Raw genomic sequence first — 16,709 nt, 5'->3', positions numbered from 1 at the left:
AGAGCGTGAAAGCAGAAGTTAGGTTTTAGATTTTGACTGCTGCTGTTGGCCCAAAGGAGTATTGCATTAGATTCTGAGGTTGTGCAAAATCGCAAATTGTAAACGTCTGTTTAGAGCCCATTTCTACAAACGCTGCTCGAGGCACGAATGTCCGGAAACCAGAAATAAGGGCCTTGACTTAGAGTGTACTCTAACACTTAGGCTTGGCAGCGTCTGGGTGAGAATGATATGAAAATTGGTGAACTTGCAAAACGTACGGGGCTCTCGGCTCATACTATCCGCTATTACGAACGTATTGCACTTTTGCCTCGTGCAGACCGTGATTCTGGCGGCCAACGCGACTATGATGAGGCTATCCTTGCTTGGATCAGTTTCCTCAAGCGCCTGAAAGCCACTGGGATGCCGACACGCGAAATGCGGCAGTACGCCGAACTTCGCGCACTTGGAGAGCAAACCGCTCGTGCGCGAAAGGAGCTGTTAGAGCTCCACCGCGAAAGGGTGCGTCAGCAATTAACCGAATTGGAAACCTCTCTTCTCATCCTCGACACCAAAATCGAGACATACAACGAAGCGGAAGAAAAGGACGCAAAACCATGATAATTGAACATAAACCTAACGAAACCAGATTGGAACGTGGGCAACGCGCGCTTGACATCATCGATGGTGAAGCGGGGCAGAAAGTGATCGACGCACTAGACGATATCGCACCTGATTTCGCCACTTACCTATTCGAGTTTTCATTTGGTGACATTTATTCTCGGCCAGGGATTTCCCTGCGCGACAGAGAGATTGCGACGATAGCCGCATTGGCTGCACTGGGGAATGCACAACCGCAACTTAAAGTGCATATCGAAGCCGGACTGAACGTGGGACTATCGCAAGAAGAGATCACTGAGATTTTGATGCAGATGGCAGTGTACGCAGGGTTTCCGGCGGCCCTAAATGGGCTGTTTGCAGCGAAAGAGGTTTATGCTTCTGTCGAAGCTGAAGCGGCTGAGAAGAGTCCTTGAGAATGAACATTAGTTAAATTTGCCTCTTGCATCGGTCGTTGGTTCGGTTTCAGCGAAATGGCGCTTCGTCCGCATGGCGGAACTTCACAAGAAAATTTGAAATACTAACTCTTTCCGATTGGTATGTCCGCCAATGGCACAAAGTAGATGTTATACAATGATGCTGTTATGTCTGGGAAATAAACTGATTTCATTGCTTTTCCGCGTGTCCGGTTTCAAACCTAGCATAGGGTTAACATATTCAAATTTAGCGTCAATAATATCAACTATTTAATCTGTAAAAACGCCGCATCATAATCCGCGTGTCGGGGGTTCAAGTCCCTCTCCCGCTACCAAAATTCCTTAAAAGATATTATGGGTTAGGTCTTTCGGACTACGATTGCTTTTGTGCCTTTTGTGCGCCGGGTCCCGTATGGGATCACTTTTGGGAGGGCTCGAATGGGGTATGATGCGTAAATTCGGCACCTTTTATGGTAGGAATGTCGTCACGTGTGGAAAAGTTGGAGTAGCTCGAATTTCCGGGCAGTTGGCTATTTTGACGAATACTGCGACATAGTACCGTGTCGCCATGTCAACGACTAGAAACAACCACTACGTCCCGCAATGGTATCAAATCGGTTTCTTTGAATTGGAAGAGAATACTCTCGCCTATCTAAATCTCTCCCCGGATCAATACCCTTTGCCTGATGGTCGTTTTGTGACAGGTCGTGCGCTGTTTCGAAGTCTAACATCAAGAGTATTCTTTCAAACAGCTCTACGATTAACTGTGTAGAATTCCAAAAACTTTCCCCGGGGAAAGTTTTTATAAAAACTACCGCGCATTTGAGATGTCCATAAGTGAGACTAAAGCGGAAATTTTTTGTTGGACATTACTAGGCAAATTTGTGCCAAACCGACATCAATGGGTTTAATCAGGGCAAAGGTGGATGAATTCATTGGGTAAATGAACACCCACCTCCTTAAACAATGCCAAAGGTCGTTAAGGCATTGCCTGTCTCAAACGAATAGAAAAAGCTAATAAAAGCAGATATTTGAGGCAAAAACGCTAATCCCTGACCACATAAACTGAAGTTTGTGCATGCCTTACCACACGTGCTGCATTTGGCCCCAGAAGGTAGTCTCTTAAATCGGGTCGATGGGCACCCATGATGATAAGTGATATATCTAAGTCTTGGGCAGCTTCTAAAATGCCTTCATAGGCTGTTCCGTGTTTGACAATATGCTTCACTTTGACATCCGCACCGAGGGATGAGGAAACAATTTCGTGCAATTGCTCGTTCGCTTTTTGCATCACCCCATCCTCGGTTCCTTCTTTGAAGAAAGACCCGACAATGCTCATGCCAAAATCAGGCACAACGGTGACTACAGCTAAGTTTGCATCCTCAAGTTTGGATAAAGAAGCGGCTTTTTTTAGCACGTTTTCTACCGTTTCAGCGTGGGCGATATCAATCGCGGCGAGTATAAACTTACTCATGAATTTAGCTCCTCCTCAGAGCTTTGATGTCGACGTCTCTGTAAGAAAATTATCAGTCCAAGCAACAAGAATGCCGGGATATAAAACAGCTCTTTCGGCAGGCGATCATTTTCGATTTTTATGGTTTTAAGCTCCCAGTCAAAATCAATACCTGCAGCTTCTGCAGGACTACCAAATGAAACGAGATCGACAATTATTTTGCCGTCACTTTTGATAAACTCGATGCCCGCATTTTGCGCAAGACGATCAAAGCCCTCGCCACCAAACTCACCCAATGGCAACACGAAAGTTGACGATACTAGATCACCATTGATGTTTTCACCTTCAAGCAACAGACGTATGTCGCTCTCGTTTTCAGCCGCTTTTGCAATCTCAAAAATCTGCACTGGATCTGTCTCGATAAATTGAGGCTGAACCTGGTCCAAAAACAGCCCAGGCCGGAATAAAGTCAGAGCAACAAGAACCAAAGCTAACGATTCCCACAACCGGCTTCGGGTCATGAAGTACCCCATGGTTCCCGCGGCAAATAACAGCATCGCTGCTAGTGCAATTAAACTCACAAATATTGCTTGGACTGGCCCAACATCGATGAGCAAAAGATCGGTATTGAAAATGAAAAGGAAAGGTAACAACGCGGTTCGTAAAGAATAGAAAAACGCAGTGAAACCTGTTTTTAGCGGATCTGCACCTGAAATCGCGGCGGCCGCGAAAGATGCCAAGCCAACGGGGGGTGTCACATCTGCCATGATACCGTAGTAGAATACAAACATGTGAACAGCGATAAGCGGAACAATCAAACCAGATTGAGCACCCAATTCCACAACAACACCAGCCATGAGAGATGAGACGACAATGTAGTTCGCAGTTGTTGGCAACCCCATGCCTAAAATGATCGAGATCAGCGCAACAAAGAACAACATTGCGAGTAGATTTCCGCCTGATAAAAATTCAACGAATTCTGCCATGACCTGACCAACGCCAGTTAACGTAACCGCGCCGACAATGATCCCTGCTACACCCATGGCTGCGGCCAATCCGATCATGTTGCGCGCACCAATGATCAGGCCTTCAGCTAAATCAGATATTCCTTCTTTTATCTTGCTGGCCCATTTAGCTTCACCTCTAAACAGCGCCTTTAGTGGCTTCTGTGTGAGAAGGATAACTACCATAAATAAGGTTGCCCAATAGGCGGAAAATGCCGGAGACTTCCATTCAACAATTAAGAACCAAATCAACACAATGATGGGTACGATGTAATAAAGACCGGATCTGGAGATATTGCGGAAAATCGGGAGCTTCACCACAGGTTGGTTAGGATCATCCAATTCCAGATCCGGTTGCTTGGCCGATAGATAAATCAGCCAAGCATAGGAGGCGAATAAGAAGGTTAGTATCGGCCAAGCAGATAACTCGCCAAAGATCATCTTCATACCTTCAATGATCCAGAATATTGCGTAGGACAAAATTATCACCGAGCAAGCGATGATACCAAAGCGGATCAATCGTGCTTGGATCGGACCAAGTGGTTCAGGACGTTCAAGACCCTGCATGTCATTTTTTAGCGCTTCAAGGTGAACGATATATACAAGCGCAATATAAGAAATGGCCGCTGGTAATATCGCAGTTTTAACGACCTCGACATAAGACACACCGACATATTCTGTCATCAAAAATGCCACCGCACCCATAACCGGCGGTGTTAGAACACCATTGACTGACGAAGAAACCTCAATGGCGCCTGCTTTTTCCGGCGAGAAACCAACACGCTTCATTAAAGGAATAGTAAAGGTGCCAGTTGTCACCACGTTCGCAATAGATGAACCTGAAATCAGACCTGTCATTGCTGAAGACACAACAGCAGCTTTTGCAGGTCCACCGCGCATATGCCCCAGAAGCGAAAATGCGATTTGAACAAAATAATTTCCAGCACCTGCTTGGTTAAGCAATGCGCCAAACAAGACAAACAGGAACACAAAACCGGAAGAGACCCCAAGCGCAACCCCGAAGACCCCCTCGGTAGTAAGCCACATATGGCTCATTGCTTTTTGTAATGAAGCGCCTTTCCATCTGACAATATCTGGCAGTCCGTCCCATGAACCGAAAAACACATAGGCAAGAAAAAACGCCGCGACCGCCATTAGAGGGAAGCCAAGTGACCGACGGGCAGCTTCCATAAGCAAAATAATACCAATGACGGCAATAACGATATCAGTTGTGTTTGGCGCACCAGACCGACCAGAAATATCGGCATAGAACAACCAAATATATGCAGATGATCCAGCAGCTAATAATGCCAACACCCAGTCTTGGATTGGGATATGTCGTCGCGGCGATGTCTTTAACGTTGGGAACGCAACAAATGCTAAAAACACGGCAAATGCTAAGTGGATTGCACGCGTTTGTGTATCATTCCAAACTCCAACACCAAAAATAAATGGTAATGGAGAGGCGATCCATAATTGAAATAATGACCAAACCAGCGGTATGCTCCAAAGCACACTGATCGAAAATCTTCCAGTTGGCGCACGCGCACCTGTATCACTTTCAGCAATTAGATCTTCAAACTCATTTTGATTATTCGTCGTTGGCTCGGACATAATAAATCCCTTCAAATTGAAAAGGCCACCTCCTGTGAGATGGCCTTTATGAGTTGTCGATTACATCCAGCTACGTTCTTTGTAGTATTTAACCGCGCCAGGGTGAAGGTCCGCCGTTAGACCATCTTTGATCATTTCTTCCTCGACCAATCGGCTAAACGCCGGGTGCAACTTTTTAAAGTCATCGAAATTATCAAACACGGCTTTAACAAGTGCATAGACGACTTCCTCAGACGTGTTTGCCGACGTTACAAATGTTGCTTTCGGACCCCAAGATGGAATGTCGTCAGGGTTACCTGGATACATGCCACCAGGAATTGTTGCAGGCGCATAGGCTGAATTTTCAGCTAGCAATTTGTCAATGCCAGCACCAGCAAGTGGGATGATTTTAACATCACAAGAAGATGTTGCTTCCTGACTTGCACCATTTGGAAGGCCAGCCGCCCAGATGGTTGCATCAATCTTAGCATCGCAAAGCGCAGCGGATTGTTCTGATGATTTAAGTTCTGCGGCAAGAGCGAAATCTGAAATAGCAACACCTTCATATTTCAGCAGAGTTTCGGCAAGAACACGAGTACCTGAACCAGGGTTTGCGATGTTAACTTTCTTGCCTTTCATACTCGTAATATCGGTGATGCCGCTATCGACACGCGCCATGACATGCATAGGTTCCGGATGCACTGAAAACAGCGCACGTAAATCAGGGAAAGGACCATCATCTGCGAATGCACCTGTGCCCGCGAGCCCTGCTGCCTGCACATCAGATTGAACAACACCAAAATCAAGTTCACCCTGACGAATTGTACGTGTGTTATAGACAGAACCGCCTGTTGATTCCACTGAACAGCGAATGCCGTGATCTTTACGATCCTTGTTGACCAAACGGCAAATTGCACCGCCAGTTGGGTAATAAACCCCGGTAACACCACCGGTACCGATCGTAATAAATTTTTGCTCTGCAAGTGACATCGTGCTCATCGCGGCGATGGCAGCAACTGATAGTGTTGTGATTTTTAGTTTTCTAATCATTTTTATTCCCTTTTACATGTACTCGTTTTAGTCAGAACTCATCCAACCGTTGACTTGCTTCTTCCATTTTGCTGATAGCTAAATCAGCTTTTTCGCCTGATAGCGAAACCATCATGCTTATCATCGTTTCGAAAAGAGCGATGACGCCTGTATATGATGCAAAAAAGTTTGAACTCTCGGAGCGGACTATAAAATGTTCATTTGCATAGCGAAGTCCCGGAAATTTATGGCTATCGGTAACAACGAACACTTTAGCTTTGTTTTCCATTGCAATTTTTGTCGCTTGAACTGAGCGTTTCGCAAAAGGTGCAATCGACAAAACAACAACGGCATCTTCTTCTGTTAAGTTGGAAAGTGTATTGGCTAAGGAAGTGCCATTGCGTCCAGCAACATCCCAGTTTTTCAAAAACCAGCCCGCCATATAAGCAAAATAATCAAGTAGGCCAGAGGATCCTAGAGAGCCGATCAAATGTACTTTCCTCGCACTGATCAATTCTTTTGAAACGCTTTCCAAGCGTTCAGCCCCTAAATCAAAAAAGGTGCCATTTATATTTGAGCGAGTGATCTCGACGTGCTCTGTAAAAATATCAAATGTTTCGGTATCATGTTCGGCACGCAAACGTTTCGCGCGATCTGCCATCGGTTCGGATTTTTTGCTGACAGCGCGTCGCGTGTCTTCGCGCAAATCCTCGTAACTTTCGTAGCCAAGCGCTCTTGCCGCTCGTGAGAAAGAGGCAGGAGATATGCCAGCATTGTCAGAAATAGAGCGCAAACTCCGAGATGCGACATCCAAAGGATTGGCGATAATAAAATCGGCAGCCACCTTCAATGTGTCGCTCAACTGCGAATATCGACTGAAAATTTTATCCTGAAAATCATCTGTATTTGACAAGAAATGAACTCCTGGGATGGAAGGGTAATTGAAACAAATGTTACAAAACTATTTTCTATTGTCAACTACTGAAATATATGTTTCAAATATGTGCAGCAAAAATTTTATCATGGAAACTTATAATGGCCTCCCAAAAAACCCTCCCAACACACGCGTCTGTCATCGTTATTGGCGGCGGAGTGATGGGATGTTCTACACTTTACCACCTTGCGAAAGATGGCGTGACTGACGCTATTCTTCTTGAGCGCAACGAATTAACTTCCGGCACAACTTGGCATTCTGCAGCGCAAGTGCGTGCATTGCGCTCGACGAAAAACCTTACAGATCTCATCAGTTATTCAGTTGATCTTTATGCCAGCTTAGAAGAGGAAACAGGGCAGCAAACAGGATGGATTAACAAAGGTTCGCTTTCAATTGCGACAAATGAAGATCGTATGATCCACATTAAGCGCCAGGAAGCGTTGGCTCATTTATTTGGCGTTGAAGCAGAAACTATCAGTCGTGAAGAGGCAATAGAGCGCTGGCCATTGATGAACGCAGATGATGTTGTCGGGGCAGTTTGGTCTCCAGGTGACGGAAGAGTGAGCCCATCGGATCTATGTGCGGCACTTGTAAAAGGTGCAAAAAAAATGGTGCGAAAATTTTCGAAAATACTGGTGTGACTGGTATTTTAACAAAAGACGGAAAAATAACTGGCGTTGAGACCGAAGCCGGTGTGATAAGCTGCGATGCGGTCGCCCTTTGTACAGGCCTTTGGAGCCGAGAAGCAGCAGCAATGGCAAATGCTGAAGTTCCCGCCTGGGCCTGCGAACATTTTTACTTGCTGACGAAACCGATTGAAGGGATATCAGGCAATATGCCGACATTGTCGGACCACGATGGGCACCTTTATATTCGAGACGATAGTGGTGGCTTACTTGTGGGGTGCTTTGAGCCTTTGGGGAAATCCATTGATCCCGAGATTATTGGGAAGGATTTTGCATTTCAACTTCTTGCTGAAGATTGGGATCACTTTGAACCCATGATGATAAACGCGCTGCACCGACTTCCAGCATTAGAAACAGCTGAGGTGAAGATGTTGTTAAATGGTCCTGAAAGTTTCACCCCCGACGGATCGTTTATGTTGGGTGAAACATCTGAAACAAAAGGCCTATTTCTAGGCTGTGGGATGAATTCTGTTGGAGTTGCAACGGGCGGCGGTGCCGGCCGGGCTTTGGCGCATTGCATACAGCATGGTCACACACAAGTAGATCTTCATGAGGCAGATCCAAAACGTTTCCCTGCAGAATTTAATTCAGTTGAAGCGCTTACCGCCCGTGTTCCAGAAATATTGGGTAAACATTATGAAATAACCTATCCTGGCCGACAATGGGACACAGGGAGAGGTTTAAAACCAACACCGTTAGATGAGAAATGGAAACAAGCAAACGCCCATTTCGGCCAGTTTTATGCATGGGAGCGCCCACTCTATTTTGACAAAACTCTTGAGCCAAAAATGACATTTGGCAAGCCGGACTGGTTTGATCAGGTTGGACAGGAGGTGCGGATAGCGCATGAAGGTGCAGCAATATTTGATCAATCCACGTTTGGCAAAATAGAAGTGAAAGGCACGGATGCTTGTGATTTCTTAAACCGGATATGTGCCAATCAAATGGATCGCAAACCAGGTCGCGCAATCTACACATCAATCCTGAATAAAAGAGGCGGTATTGAAAGTGATTTGACCGCACTTCGCATTTCAACAGATCATTATCGGCTATTTGTTGGGACCACTGCAATTAAACGTGATCTTGCCTGGTTAAACGCTCATAAGAAATCTGATGAGAACGTAGACATCATAGACTCAACATTAAGTTATGCTGTACTTGGTTTAATGGGGCCAAATGCTCGTCGTATCGCCAAAGAATTAGGTGCTGATGAACTCAATGAATTGAAATATTTCCAGGTAGGTGAAGCTCATATTGCAGGATGTCATATCCGAGCTGTCCGGCTTTCTTATGTTGGTGAAGCCGGTTGGGAGATCACATGTTTGGCAGAAAATGCGACTAAGATTTATGATGCAATGATTGCACGAGGGGCTAAGCCAGCAGGGTTATTTGCTCAGAGTTCGATGCGCATTGAGAAAAAATATCTCGCCTATGGCCATGAACTTGATACAGATGTTTCACCCTTGGATGCCGGGCTAGGTTTTGCCGTTGATTGGAATAAAGATTTCATTGGAAAATCGGCTTTGGAAAAGCAAAAAGCAGAGGGTGCTAAATCCAAAATTATTACAATAATTTTAAGCGACAAAAGCGCTGTCCCGCTAGGCAATGAACCTATTTTGATGAACGGTGACATAATAGGACGAACCACATCTGCAGCTTACGGCTATCGTATTGATGCCCCAATTGCTTTGGCAGACATTAAGGATCCAACGCTTGTTGCTGAAAACGCGATTGTGGAGATAAATATTGCAGGCGCATTATTTTCAGGACAAGTCAAATTTGGCCCAGCCTTTGATCCCAAAGGAGAAAGAATGCGCAATGCCTGACCTTGATTACGGTGCCGGTGATCTGTACGTTGCAGAACATGCTCGCAGTAATGGCATTGGCAATACAGTATTGGCTCATTTAGCGACCCATGCAAAAGACATGGAGTGCGATAATATTTGCCTTTGTAGTGGCCGCAACCGGTTAAATGCACACCGATTTTATCAAGCAAATGGTTTTGAATATTTCAGCCATCAATTCGTGAATTCATTCAACGAGGAATAGACTTATGTCTTACGTTTTTCCCAGACACACAAAATCAAAATTACCAACCGTGTCATCGGGCAGGGGTGTTTATTTATACGACAACAATGGCAAGCAATATTTTGATGGATCGGGCGGTGCAGCGGTTTCTTGTTTGGGGCATGGTGATCCCGATGTTACGGATGCCATCAAGGAACAATTGGAAAAAGTTGCTTTCGCCCATACCGGTTTTTTCACATCCGAACCCGCAGAAGAATTGGCCGAACTTTTGGCGTCTCTTGCACCCAATAATATTGATCGAGTTTATCTGGTGTCAGGCGGATCTGAGGCTGTGGAAGCAGCACTTAAACTCGCCAGACAATATTTTTGGGAAAAGGGTGAGAATTCCCGCCGCTACTTCATTGCACGCAAGCAAAGTTATCACGGCAATACACTGGCAGCTTTATCAACTGGCGGCAATGAATGGCGCCGAAAACCGTTTGCCCCACTGATGATTGAAACAAGCCATATTTCGCCCTGTTATGAATATCGTGGACGAATGAAAAACGAAACAGTTGAGCAATATGGCCTGCGCATGGCCAATGAGCTTGAAGCTGAAATTAATCGTCTCGGTGCTGGTAATGTTATAGGCTTTGTTGCTGAACCCGTTGTGGGGGCAACAGCAGGTGCTGTGCCAGCTGTGCCAGGATATTTCAAGCGCATACGCGACATCTGTGATCAATATGGAATATTGTTGATATTAGACGAAGTTATGTGTGGTATGGGCCGAACCGGCACTATGTTTGCCTGCGAGCAGGATCAGGTTTCACCTGATATTATCACCATTGCGAAAGGTTTGGGCGCTGGTTATCAGCCCATCGGCGCAATGCTCTGTTCCAACGAAATTTATGCGGCTATTGCCGATGGCTCTGGTTTTTTCCAGCATGGCCACACTTACATGGGACATCCAACGGCCGCATCCGCATCACTTGCTGTCGTTAAAAAACTAAAGGAACAAAAACTTGTAGAGCGCTCTATGGAAATGGGGTTTGTGCTGGATGAAGCGCTTAACCTTGCGTTTGGACAGCACCCTCATATTGGTGATATCCGTGGACGTGGGCTGTTTCGTGGCATTGAGATTGTGAAATCTCGTGAAACCAAAGAACCGTTCTGCCCAAGTGAAACTATTCACAAAAAGATAAAGTCTGCTGCGTTCGATGCTGGGCTAATTTGTTATCCTATGGGTGGCACCATTGATGGGGTCAAAGGTGATCATGTTTTACTTGCGCCGCCCTTTATTTTGGAAGATCAACACATTGATGAGATTATAGGTAAACTTGATATTGCCTTCAAACAGGTATTTTGATGTTCAAAATTTGTCCCTGTCAAAAGCAGTTTAAATCTTCATTGTAGAAATGATATCTGACGGGAACAAAAAAGTTTATGATTGGTGCTCAGAAGTCGGTATTTCTGTTCACCACATTATATATAACACTGATGATTTGGCCCGTCTTGAATAAATCTTGCTCCATGTTGAAAATCACCCGTTAAGATTTCAATGTTAACTGGGCGGTTCGTGAATTTGGTAAGAGTAATGCCGAACGTATGAGCGAGACTGCAAATGTTTGCCTATAATCATCATTTAAAAGAATTAAATGGATTATCAATTCACAGGCAATTGGAGGTCGATGATATTCTCATTTTACAAAAGAGATTATGCTTTAAAAAGTAGTTCTTCAAGTTGTTTAGTTGATTAAGTGCTCTTAACTGCGAACTTTTTTGCGATTTTAAAATAGTAGGTTTCTTGAAAATGTGCATCTTTTCCGAAAGCCGTAGAACTCTGAATAGCTTAAAATTTAATTATGTCTGAAAATGGCACATGCGAGACAAGTTAGTGCTACCAAAATTCTTCTGCATTTGAGTCTCTATCGGACCATGTTGACTGCGGTAGCTTTCTTAAAAACATTCACGGTGAAAGTTTTTGGAAAGTATTAGCACATCAAATTAGGTTGACTGCTTTTGTTTTCATCTCATCATTCACATCGATATAGCGTTGTGTGGTTCCCAAATGCTTGTGACCAGCCAATTCCATAATGACTTTTGGTGAAACGCTTTTATGTGCCAGTTGAGTAATAAACCATCTGTGCCCACTATGAGAGGAAGCACCTTCTATTCTTGCTGCATCATAAATTCGGTTGAATGCCTGCACCAATTAGTTTGCGGAAAAATGACCACCTCTTTGAGACTCTATGACTGGCTGGTCCAGTGATTTCCATCTGTGGAGCTGATCCCAATAGTTTTGGATTGACGAGAACTTGGCGTGCCTCTTTTGATTTGGTGTATTGAGCTTTGAGATAAAAGTGGTCTTTGGGCTTATAATTTTTGTCTAGCAGATCATCCCATTTAAGGATGGCAATTTCACCCGCACGCAGTCCCATATAGTAGGACAATAATGTAAGCAGTTTATTGCGTGGTCCGTTTTGCATATTTTCAGCGACCAGTAAAACTATATTCAATTGTTGCTGAGTTAGTACACGTGCTTGTTTCATCTGGCTCTATAACTTCAATATCATAATTTAAGTCTTTGTTTTACAGAGGAAATTATGATGCGGAATGGCGCAAAGAGCGAACACTTTTTGAAGTTTAAAGATATCAATAGGTTAGGGGAGAATGTAAACTATTCTATGAAATGTGATTATCTTATTTTGAAAAGCGGACATTGTGACGGATAAAAACACTTCCTCTCTTGGCCCAAAGCAGACAACCTAATTGTAAAAGACAACAATTACATAAATACCGCCGCACCCAGCAACAGCTATTTAATCCAAATTGTCTTTTACAGGCTTATCTAATTTAACCAGTTGGATGTCAGCTTCGGCATGCGCCGATATAGCGGGTAAGGCTCGCAATACGCATTCTCTATCTTTGCTCGGATTTCCATTTGAAGCAACACAACACTAAAGGATTATGGATTTAGCTCCAAGTTCATTACATCAACTTGCAACAGATGTATTTCGGTTCAATATCACCGCTTCAGAATAATCGCATTAAGACACGCCCAAAAAACATGCGGCCTGTCCAAATTTTAAACACTTTCGACTCCGAATAGCTATAAAATTGTTCAATATATATGAGTTAAAAAAAGACTCGACATTTACCTTATTTTCCGCTTGTATTGATATATAGGACTTTAAATTAAGGTTGATATCCCAACATGAAAACCATACCAAAATCACTTCAAAATTCGCCAAAGGCAAAATATCAAGTTATCGTCGATCAGTTACTTGCCAAGATCGAGGATGGGGTTTGGGCGCCCGGTGATCGACTCCCATCGGAGGGAAAACTTGCGGCGGAATTGGCCTTTAGTCTTGGGACAGTGCAACGCGCTTTGCGCAGTCTAGCGGAAATGGGTGTTGTTGAACGGCGGCATGGTTCGGGGACTTTTGTCTCCGGCTCGCGCGCGCCAGATGAGCATTTGAAACATTTTCGCTTTAAGGCCGAGGGCGGGTCGGAGATACTACCGATTTATTTCAAGGTTTTAGATGTTGAGTTAACCTCAGATAATGGCCCCTGGAGTGCCTTTTTTGGTGGAAATGAAATTGAATTTGTTCGGGTTCATAGACTTGTGAGCGTCAATAACGAATTTGAGTTATTTAGCGAAATCTATTTGCCTGCCTCACGTTTTGGCAACATTGCTACCCTTGGAAAATCTTGGCTCGATGGCGTTTCGTTCAGAGATATGCTGATAGAACGTTTTAACGCCCCAACTCTGAGCACGACACAGACAATATTATGTCAAGCGCTTCCTCCCCGCGTTACAAGGAATATTGGGATAGAGCCGGGGCAATACGGCCTGGTTTGGTCAATTTGCGGTACGAGCTTTCGCGATATTCCAATTACCTGGCAACGTGTTTTTGTGCCACCCAGTGATAGAGGGCTCGAAATTTGCGTGGGAACCTCATTTGAGGAGGCAAAGTAGCGGAATTTTCCTCTTTTCAGGATTTTCCAGCATTCCACAAACCCGCATTTCACCCATTATTTAAGACTTAGAAACCTCATAACAATGATAGGACATCTAATGAATCTCATAGAAAAACACCGACCTTTTGATAAAATCACGAAATTAATGCGTAACACGCGTGCGCTGTTTGTCGCAGGACTTGTTGCCACCATGTCGACAATCCCAGCCGCGGCTCAAGATTATCCAGAAATGGATTTAAAGTTTGGTCATCCGTATAATGAGGCACACCCACTAGCGCTCGGCGCTCAACGGTTTGCTGACTTAGTTAGCGAACGTAGTGGTGGCAAAATTAATGTGACAGTTTTCCCAAATAGCACCATCGGTTCATCAAGGGAACTAGTTGAGGCAATGCGGATCAATGTAGTTGATATTGCTTTGGTTCCCACCACAAACGTGGCAAGTTTTTATCCAAAACTTGACGTTTTTTATCTCCCATTTGTCTTTCGTGACCGTCATCACGCTTATGCGGTCTCAGATGGTGATGTTGGCCAGATGATGTTTGAAGACATGCGTCAACAAATCGGCATTCGTACACTTGCTATGTACGAAAGTGGTTTTAGAACCATTACGACTAGGGACAAGAAAATTGAGTCTCCCGAAGATATGGAGGGTGTAAAGTTTCGCGTGATAGGAAATCCTCTTAACGTGGCAACTTTTACAGCACTTGGCGCAAATCCAACTCCCATGCCGTTATCTGAGGTCTTCACTGGATTGCAACAAGGCACCGTTGATGGACAGGACAACCCGGTCGGCAATGTAAAGGCCTTTGGATTTGATAAAGTACAAGGAAATATCACTCTTTCTAATCACCAGTGGGCAGGCATTATGTTCCTAATAAACGATGGAAAGTTCGCTGAATTTCCTATGGAGGTTCAAGAACTGCTGGCAAACACAGCCAAGGAAACACAGGACTGGGAGCGTGATGAGATCAATAAGGTTGAAGCTCAGTATCTTTCAGAAATGGAAGCCGACGGCATGGTTGTTACACGCCTTACTCCGGAACAGTCCAAAGCCTTCCAAGATAAAATGTCGGCAGTTTGGGAAGAATACAGTGAGCGTTTAGGTGCTGATCTAATTGAAGCTGTTTCGAACGCAAAATAATTGGACCGCCGCGGGATTGTAGAGGATATTGAAAATGATTTCAGCTAAATTAATGTTAGATAAATCCGAAATTTTCCTAGCGGCAGTATGCGTCATTTTATTCATCACAATGCTCGTATTTGGCATACTTACGGTCATTTTTAGATTTATTATTCAAAACTCGCTATCATTCCCTGATGAATTAATACGTTACTTGTTTGTTTGGACAATCGCTCTGGGATCAGCCATAGGATTGCGCCGCAACATTCATGCTGCCATAGGAATGTTCGTTAAGATCCTGCCGCTTAGGTTAAAAAGGATAGCTCTGATAACTGCATCTTTATGCACGATCGTGTTTCTTTGCATTGTTTTTAAAACGGGTTGGGCTGCCACACTGAGTGCGACAGGTCAGATTTCTCCAGCCATGCAAATATCTATGGCATGGGTTTTTGCTGCTGTCCCCACAGGGGCTCTATTTGGTATTGTTTTTACAACAGAGACACTCTTCCGGCAGGCCATTGTATCAGCATCCGATTTGATTGTTGATGATCATTAAATTGTAAACACTTTCAGAAAAAGAATCGGAATCCGTCATGGTTGCTACGTCAATTTTTGCCACTCTCATCTTATTAATGGTTCTACGTGTCCCAATAGCAGTCGCGCTCGGTCTATCTAGCGTAGTCGGTCTTCTCGCAAGTGGAATTAACCTTGAAATCATAGTGCTTAAAATCGTGGCATCGAATAATTCATTTCCATTGTTGGCTATCCCTTTCTTTATTCTCGCTGGAGAAATCATGTCTACCGGTGGTATGTCGCGCCGACTTGTAAATTTTGCCTCATCTTTGGTTGGTCATCTCAGTGGAGGCCTGGGAGCCGTTGCAATTCTTGCGTCGAGCTTCTTTGCAGCGCTATCAGGATCGAATGCTGCAACGGTAGCTGCAATCGGTGGAGTGATGAATGATCCGATGGTCGAAAAGGGTTACCGTCCGGCATTTATTGCCGCTACAATTGCAGCCGCTGGTGTAACTGGAATGATTATTCCCCCCTCGATCCTGCTAATTCTATATGGAGTGGTTACAGGTGTATCCATCTCAGATTTATTCTTGGCAGGTTTCCTGCCTGGCATTGTGATCTGTGTCAGTATGCTTATTCTGAACTGGTTCTTGGTAAAAGGTGAACCGAATGTTGAAAAAGTTCACTTTCAAGGTAAGAATCAGATTATAAAATCGTTCAAGCAAGCTTTCTGGCCATTAATGATGCCTGTTATCATTTTAACAGGCATTTATGGGGGTATTCACCCCAACGGAAGCGGCGGTTGTGGCTGCTGCGTATGGGCTGGTAGTAGGTGCTGCATTCCGCGAGCTGACATGGAGTGCGCTTTATAACGCATTTTTTAAAGCGGTACTTTCATCGGCGGTCGTCATGTTCATCATGAACAGTGCCCATATTTTTGCATGGTTGTTGACTATTAACCTGATACCGCAAACCATTTCCCAATATTTGGCGGAAACTGCTAGCAATCAGATCATATATATACTTTTCGTGAATATTTTCTTGTTGGTTGTTGGCTGTATGATGAACGCAGCAGCAGCAATCGTAATTTTTACATCAATCTTATATCCCGCTGCAATGACATTTGGCATTGACCCGCTGGTCTTTGGGATCATCATGGTTGTGAACTTGTCAATTGGCACAGTAACACCACCATTAGGTGTCGATTTGTTCATAGCTTCGGCCATCACAAAAGTATCAATCGAAGATATTGTGAAGAACATATGGCCGTTTATTCTAGTGTTGATCTTCGATCTGATGTTGATCAGTTATTACCCTCCGCTTTCAACCTTTTTAGTCACGGTATTTGGCTGAACATCTCGTCAAACTTTTTTAATTCG

At 44.3% G+C, this 16,709-nt stretch carries 15 protein-coding genes and 2 pseudogenes; 11 read left to right on the top strand and 6 right to left on the bottom strand.

Going from position 1 to position 16,709, the window contains the following annotated elements:
* The first annotated feature begins 228 nt into the window (after positions 1-228).
* The 3 genes from ACZ1GZ_RS17585 (at position 229) to ACZ1GZ_RS17575 (ending at position 1,782) form a co-directional block, all read left to right on the top strand.
* Positions 229-597, top strand: coding sequence for a MerR family transcriptional regulator (locus ACZ1GZ_RS17585; RefSeq protein WP_472666165.1), 369 nt, complete (start codon positions 229-231; stop codon positions 595-597).
* Positions 594-1,010: a carboxymuconolactone decarboxylase family protein gene (locus ACZ1GZ_RS17580; protein WP_472666164.1), complete on the top strand. Its 417-nt coding sequence runs from the start codon at positions 594-596 to the stop codon at positions 1,008-1,010. Before ACZ1GZ_RS17585 ends, ACZ1GZ_RS17580 begins: the two co-directional genes overlap by 4 nt.
* A gap of 568 nt (positions 1,011-1,578) precedes the next feature.
* Positions 1,579-1,782, top strand: a complete 204-nt coding sequence (locus ACZ1GZ_RS17575) for a hypothetical protein (RefSeq protein WP_472666163.1) — start codon at positions 1,579-1,581, stop codon at positions 1,780-1,782.
* Positions 1,783-2,055: 273 nt separating this feature from the next.
* Here the strand turns inward: ACZ1GZ_RS17575 and ACZ1GZ_RS17570 are convergent, their stop codons facing one another.
* Genes ACZ1GZ_RS17570 through ACZ1GZ_RS17555 form a run of 4 tightly spaced genes read right to left on the bottom strand, consistent with a single transcriptional unit; the run spans position 2,056 to position 7,002 of the window.
* Positions 2,056-2,484: a universal stress protein gene (locus ACZ1GZ_RS17570; protein ID WP_472666162.1), complete on the bottom strand. Its 429-nt coding sequence runs from the start codon at positions 2,482-2,484 to the stop codon at positions 2,056-2,058.
* Positions 2,481-5,081, bottom strand: a complete 2,601-nt coding sequence (locus ACZ1GZ_RS17565) for a TRAP transporter permease (RefSeq protein ID WP_472666161.1) — start codon at positions 5,079-5,081, stop codon at positions 2,481-2,483. Before ACZ1GZ_RS17565 ends, ACZ1GZ_RS17570 begins: the two co-directional genes overlap by 4 nt.
* A 60-nt stretch (positions 5,082-5,141) precedes the next feature.
* Positions 5,142-6,110, bottom strand: coding sequence for a TAXI family TRAP transporter solute-binding subunit (locus ACZ1GZ_RS17560; protein ID WP_472666160.1), 969 nt, complete (start codon positions 6,108-6,110; stop codon positions 5,142-5,144).
* A gap of 31 nt (positions 6,111-6,141) precedes the next feature.
* Positions 6,142-7,002 carry a MurR/RpiR family transcriptional regulator gene (locus ACZ1GZ_RS17555; protein WP_472666159.1) on the bottom strand — a complete coding sequence of 287 codons (861 nt, stop codon included), beginning with the start codon at positions 7,000-7,002 and terminating at the stop codon, positions 6,142-6,144.
* Between the two features lie 77 nt (positions 7,003-7,079).
* On the opposite strand from ACZ1GZ_RS17555, the pseudogene ACZ1GZ_RS17550 reads away from it, so the two are divergent.
* The 4 genes and pseudogenes from ACZ1GZ_RS17550 to ACZ1GZ_RS17535 form a co-directional block, all read left to right on the top strand.
* Positions 7,080-8,164: pseudogene (locus tag ACZ1GZ_RS17550) on the top strand (NAD(P)/FAD-dependent oxidoreductase); the annotation flags it as partial.
* Positions 8,165-8,170: 6 nt separating this feature from the next.
* Positions 8,171-9,535, top strand: a complete 1,365-nt coding sequence (locus tag ACZ1GZ_RS17545) for a glycine cleavage T C-terminal barrel domain-containing protein (protein ID WP_472668348.1) — start codon at positions 8,171-8,173, stop codon at positions 9,533-9,535.
* Entirely contained in the window at positions 9,528-9,758 is a 231-nt protein-coding gene (locus ACZ1GZ_RS17540; protein ID WP_472666158.1) for a GNAT family N-acetyltransferase, read from the top strand. The genes ACZ1GZ_RS17545 and ACZ1GZ_RS17540 overlap by 8 nt, the downstream gene beginning before the upstream one ends.
* 4 nt (positions 9,759-9,762) lie before the next feature.
* Positions 9,763-11,082, top strand: coding sequence for an aspartate aminotransferase family protein (locus ACZ1GZ_RS17535; protein WP_472666157.1), 1,320 nt, complete (start codon positions 9,763-9,765; stop codon positions 11,080-11,082).
* A 633-nt stretch (positions 11,083-11,715) separates the two neighbouring features.
* Here the strand turns inward: ACZ1GZ_RS17535 and ACZ1GZ_RS17530 are convergent.
* Positions 11,716-11,925 carry a tyrosine-type recombinase/integrase gene (locus tag ACZ1GZ_RS17530; protein ID WP_472666156.1) on the bottom strand — a complete coding sequence of 70 codons (210 nt, stop codon included), beginning with the start codon at positions 11,923-11,925 and terminating at the stop codon, positions 11,716-11,718.
* Positions 11,900-12,265: a tyrosine-type recombinase/integrase gene (locus ACZ1GZ_RS17525; protein WP_472666155.1), complete on the bottom strand. Its 366-nt coding sequence runs from the start codon at positions 12,263-12,265 to the stop codon at positions 11,900-11,902. The genes ACZ1GZ_RS17530 and ACZ1GZ_RS17525 overlap by 26 nt, the downstream gene beginning before the upstream one ends.
* A gap of 665 nt (positions 12,266-12,930) precedes the next feature.
* Between ACZ1GZ_RS17525 and ACZ1GZ_RS17520 the strand changes: the two genes are divergently transcribed.
* From ACZ1GZ_RS17520 to ACZ1GZ_RS17505, 4 genes and pseudogenes are all read left to right on the top strand, one after another.
* A complete protein-coding gene (locus tag ACZ1GZ_RS17520; protein WP_472666154.1) occupies positions 12,931-13,695 on the top strand; it encodes a GntR family transcriptional regulator in 765 nt (254 codons plus the stop codon).
* A gap of 99 nt (positions 13,696-13,794) precedes the next feature.
* On the top strand, positions 13,795-14,838 hold the full coding sequence (locus tag ACZ1GZ_RS17515) for a TRAP transporter substrate-binding protein (RefSeq protein WP_472666153.1): 1,044 nt from the start codon (positions 13,795-13,797) through the stop codon (positions 14,836-14,838).
* A gap of 34 nt (positions 14,839-14,872) precedes the next feature.
* Positions 14,873-15,373, top strand: coding sequence for a TRAP transporter small permease (locus ACZ1GZ_RS17510; RefSeq protein ID WP_472668347.1), 501 nt, complete (start codon positions 14,873-14,875; stop codon positions 15,371-15,373).
* Positions 15,374-15,410: 37 nt separating this feature from the next.
* Positions 15,411-16,683 (top strand): annotated as a pseudogene (locus ACZ1GZ_RS17505) (TRAP transporter large permease).
* Positions 16,684-16,709 lie beyond the last annotated feature (26 nt).

The sequence above is a fragment of the Lentilitoribacter sp. JB5-8 genome, assembly GCF_055693385.1.
Note: the sequence above shows the minus strand (reverse complement) of the source record. Positions and strands in the feature narration are given on the sequence as shown.

What these genes read in the sequence shown, in the direction of transcription:
- ACZ1GZ_RS17585 (WP_472666165.1), top strand. Translation starts at nt 229, where the DNA reads ATGAAAATTGGTGAACTTGCAAAACGTACGGGGCTCTCGGCTCATACT.
- ACZ1GZ_RS17580 (WP_472666164.1), top strand. Translation starts at nt 594, where the DNA reads ATGATAATTGAACATAAACCTAACGAAACCAGATTGGAACGTGGGCAA.
- ACZ1GZ_RS17575 (WP_472666163.1), top strand. Translation starts at nt 1,579, where the DNA reads ATGTCAACGACTAGAAACAACCACTACGTCCCGCAATGGTATCAAATC.
- ACZ1GZ_RS17570 (WP_472666162.1), bottom strand. Translation starts at nt 2,484, where the DNA reads ATGAGTAAGTTTATACTCGCCGCGATTGATATCGCCCACGCTGAAACG.
- ACZ1GZ_RS17565 (WP_472666161.1), bottom strand. Translation starts at nt 5,081, where the DNA reads ATGTCCGAGCCAACGACGAATAATCAAAATGAGTTTGAAGATCTAATT.
- ACZ1GZ_RS17560 (WP_472666160.1), bottom strand. Translation starts at nt 6,110, where the DNA reads ATGATTAGAAAACTAAAAATCACAACACTATCAGTTGCTGCCATCGCC.
- ACZ1GZ_RS17545 (WP_472668348.1), top strand. Translation starts at nt 8,171, where the DNA reads ATGAATTCTGTTGGAGTTGCAACGGGCGGCGGTGCCGGCCGGGCTTTG.
- ACZ1GZ_RS17540 (WP_472666158.1), top strand. Translation starts at nt 9,528, where the DNA reads ATGCCTGACCTTGATTACGGTGCCGGTGATCTGTACGTTGCAGAACAT.
- ACZ1GZ_RS17535 (WP_472666157.1), top strand. Translation starts at nt 9,763, where the DNA reads ATGTCTTACGTTTTTCCCAGACACACAAAATCAAAATTACCAACCGTG.
- ACZ1GZ_RS17525 (WP_472666155.1), bottom strand. Translation starts at nt 12,265, where the DNA reads ATGAAACAAGCACGTGTACTAACTCAGCAACAATTGAATATAGTTTTA.
- ACZ1GZ_RS17520 (WP_472666154.1), top strand. Translation starts at nt 12,931, where the DNA reads ATGAAAACCATACCAAAATCACTTCAAAATTCGCCAAAGGCAAAATAT.
- ACZ1GZ_RS17515 (WP_472666153.1), top strand. Translation starts at nt 13,795, where the DNA reads ATGAATCTCATAGAAAAACACCGACCTTTTGATAAAATCACGAAATTA.
- ACZ1GZ_RS17510 (WP_472668347.1), top strand. Translation starts at nt 14,873, where the DNA reads ATGATTTCAGCTAAATTAATGTTAGATAAATCCGAAATTTTCCTAGCG.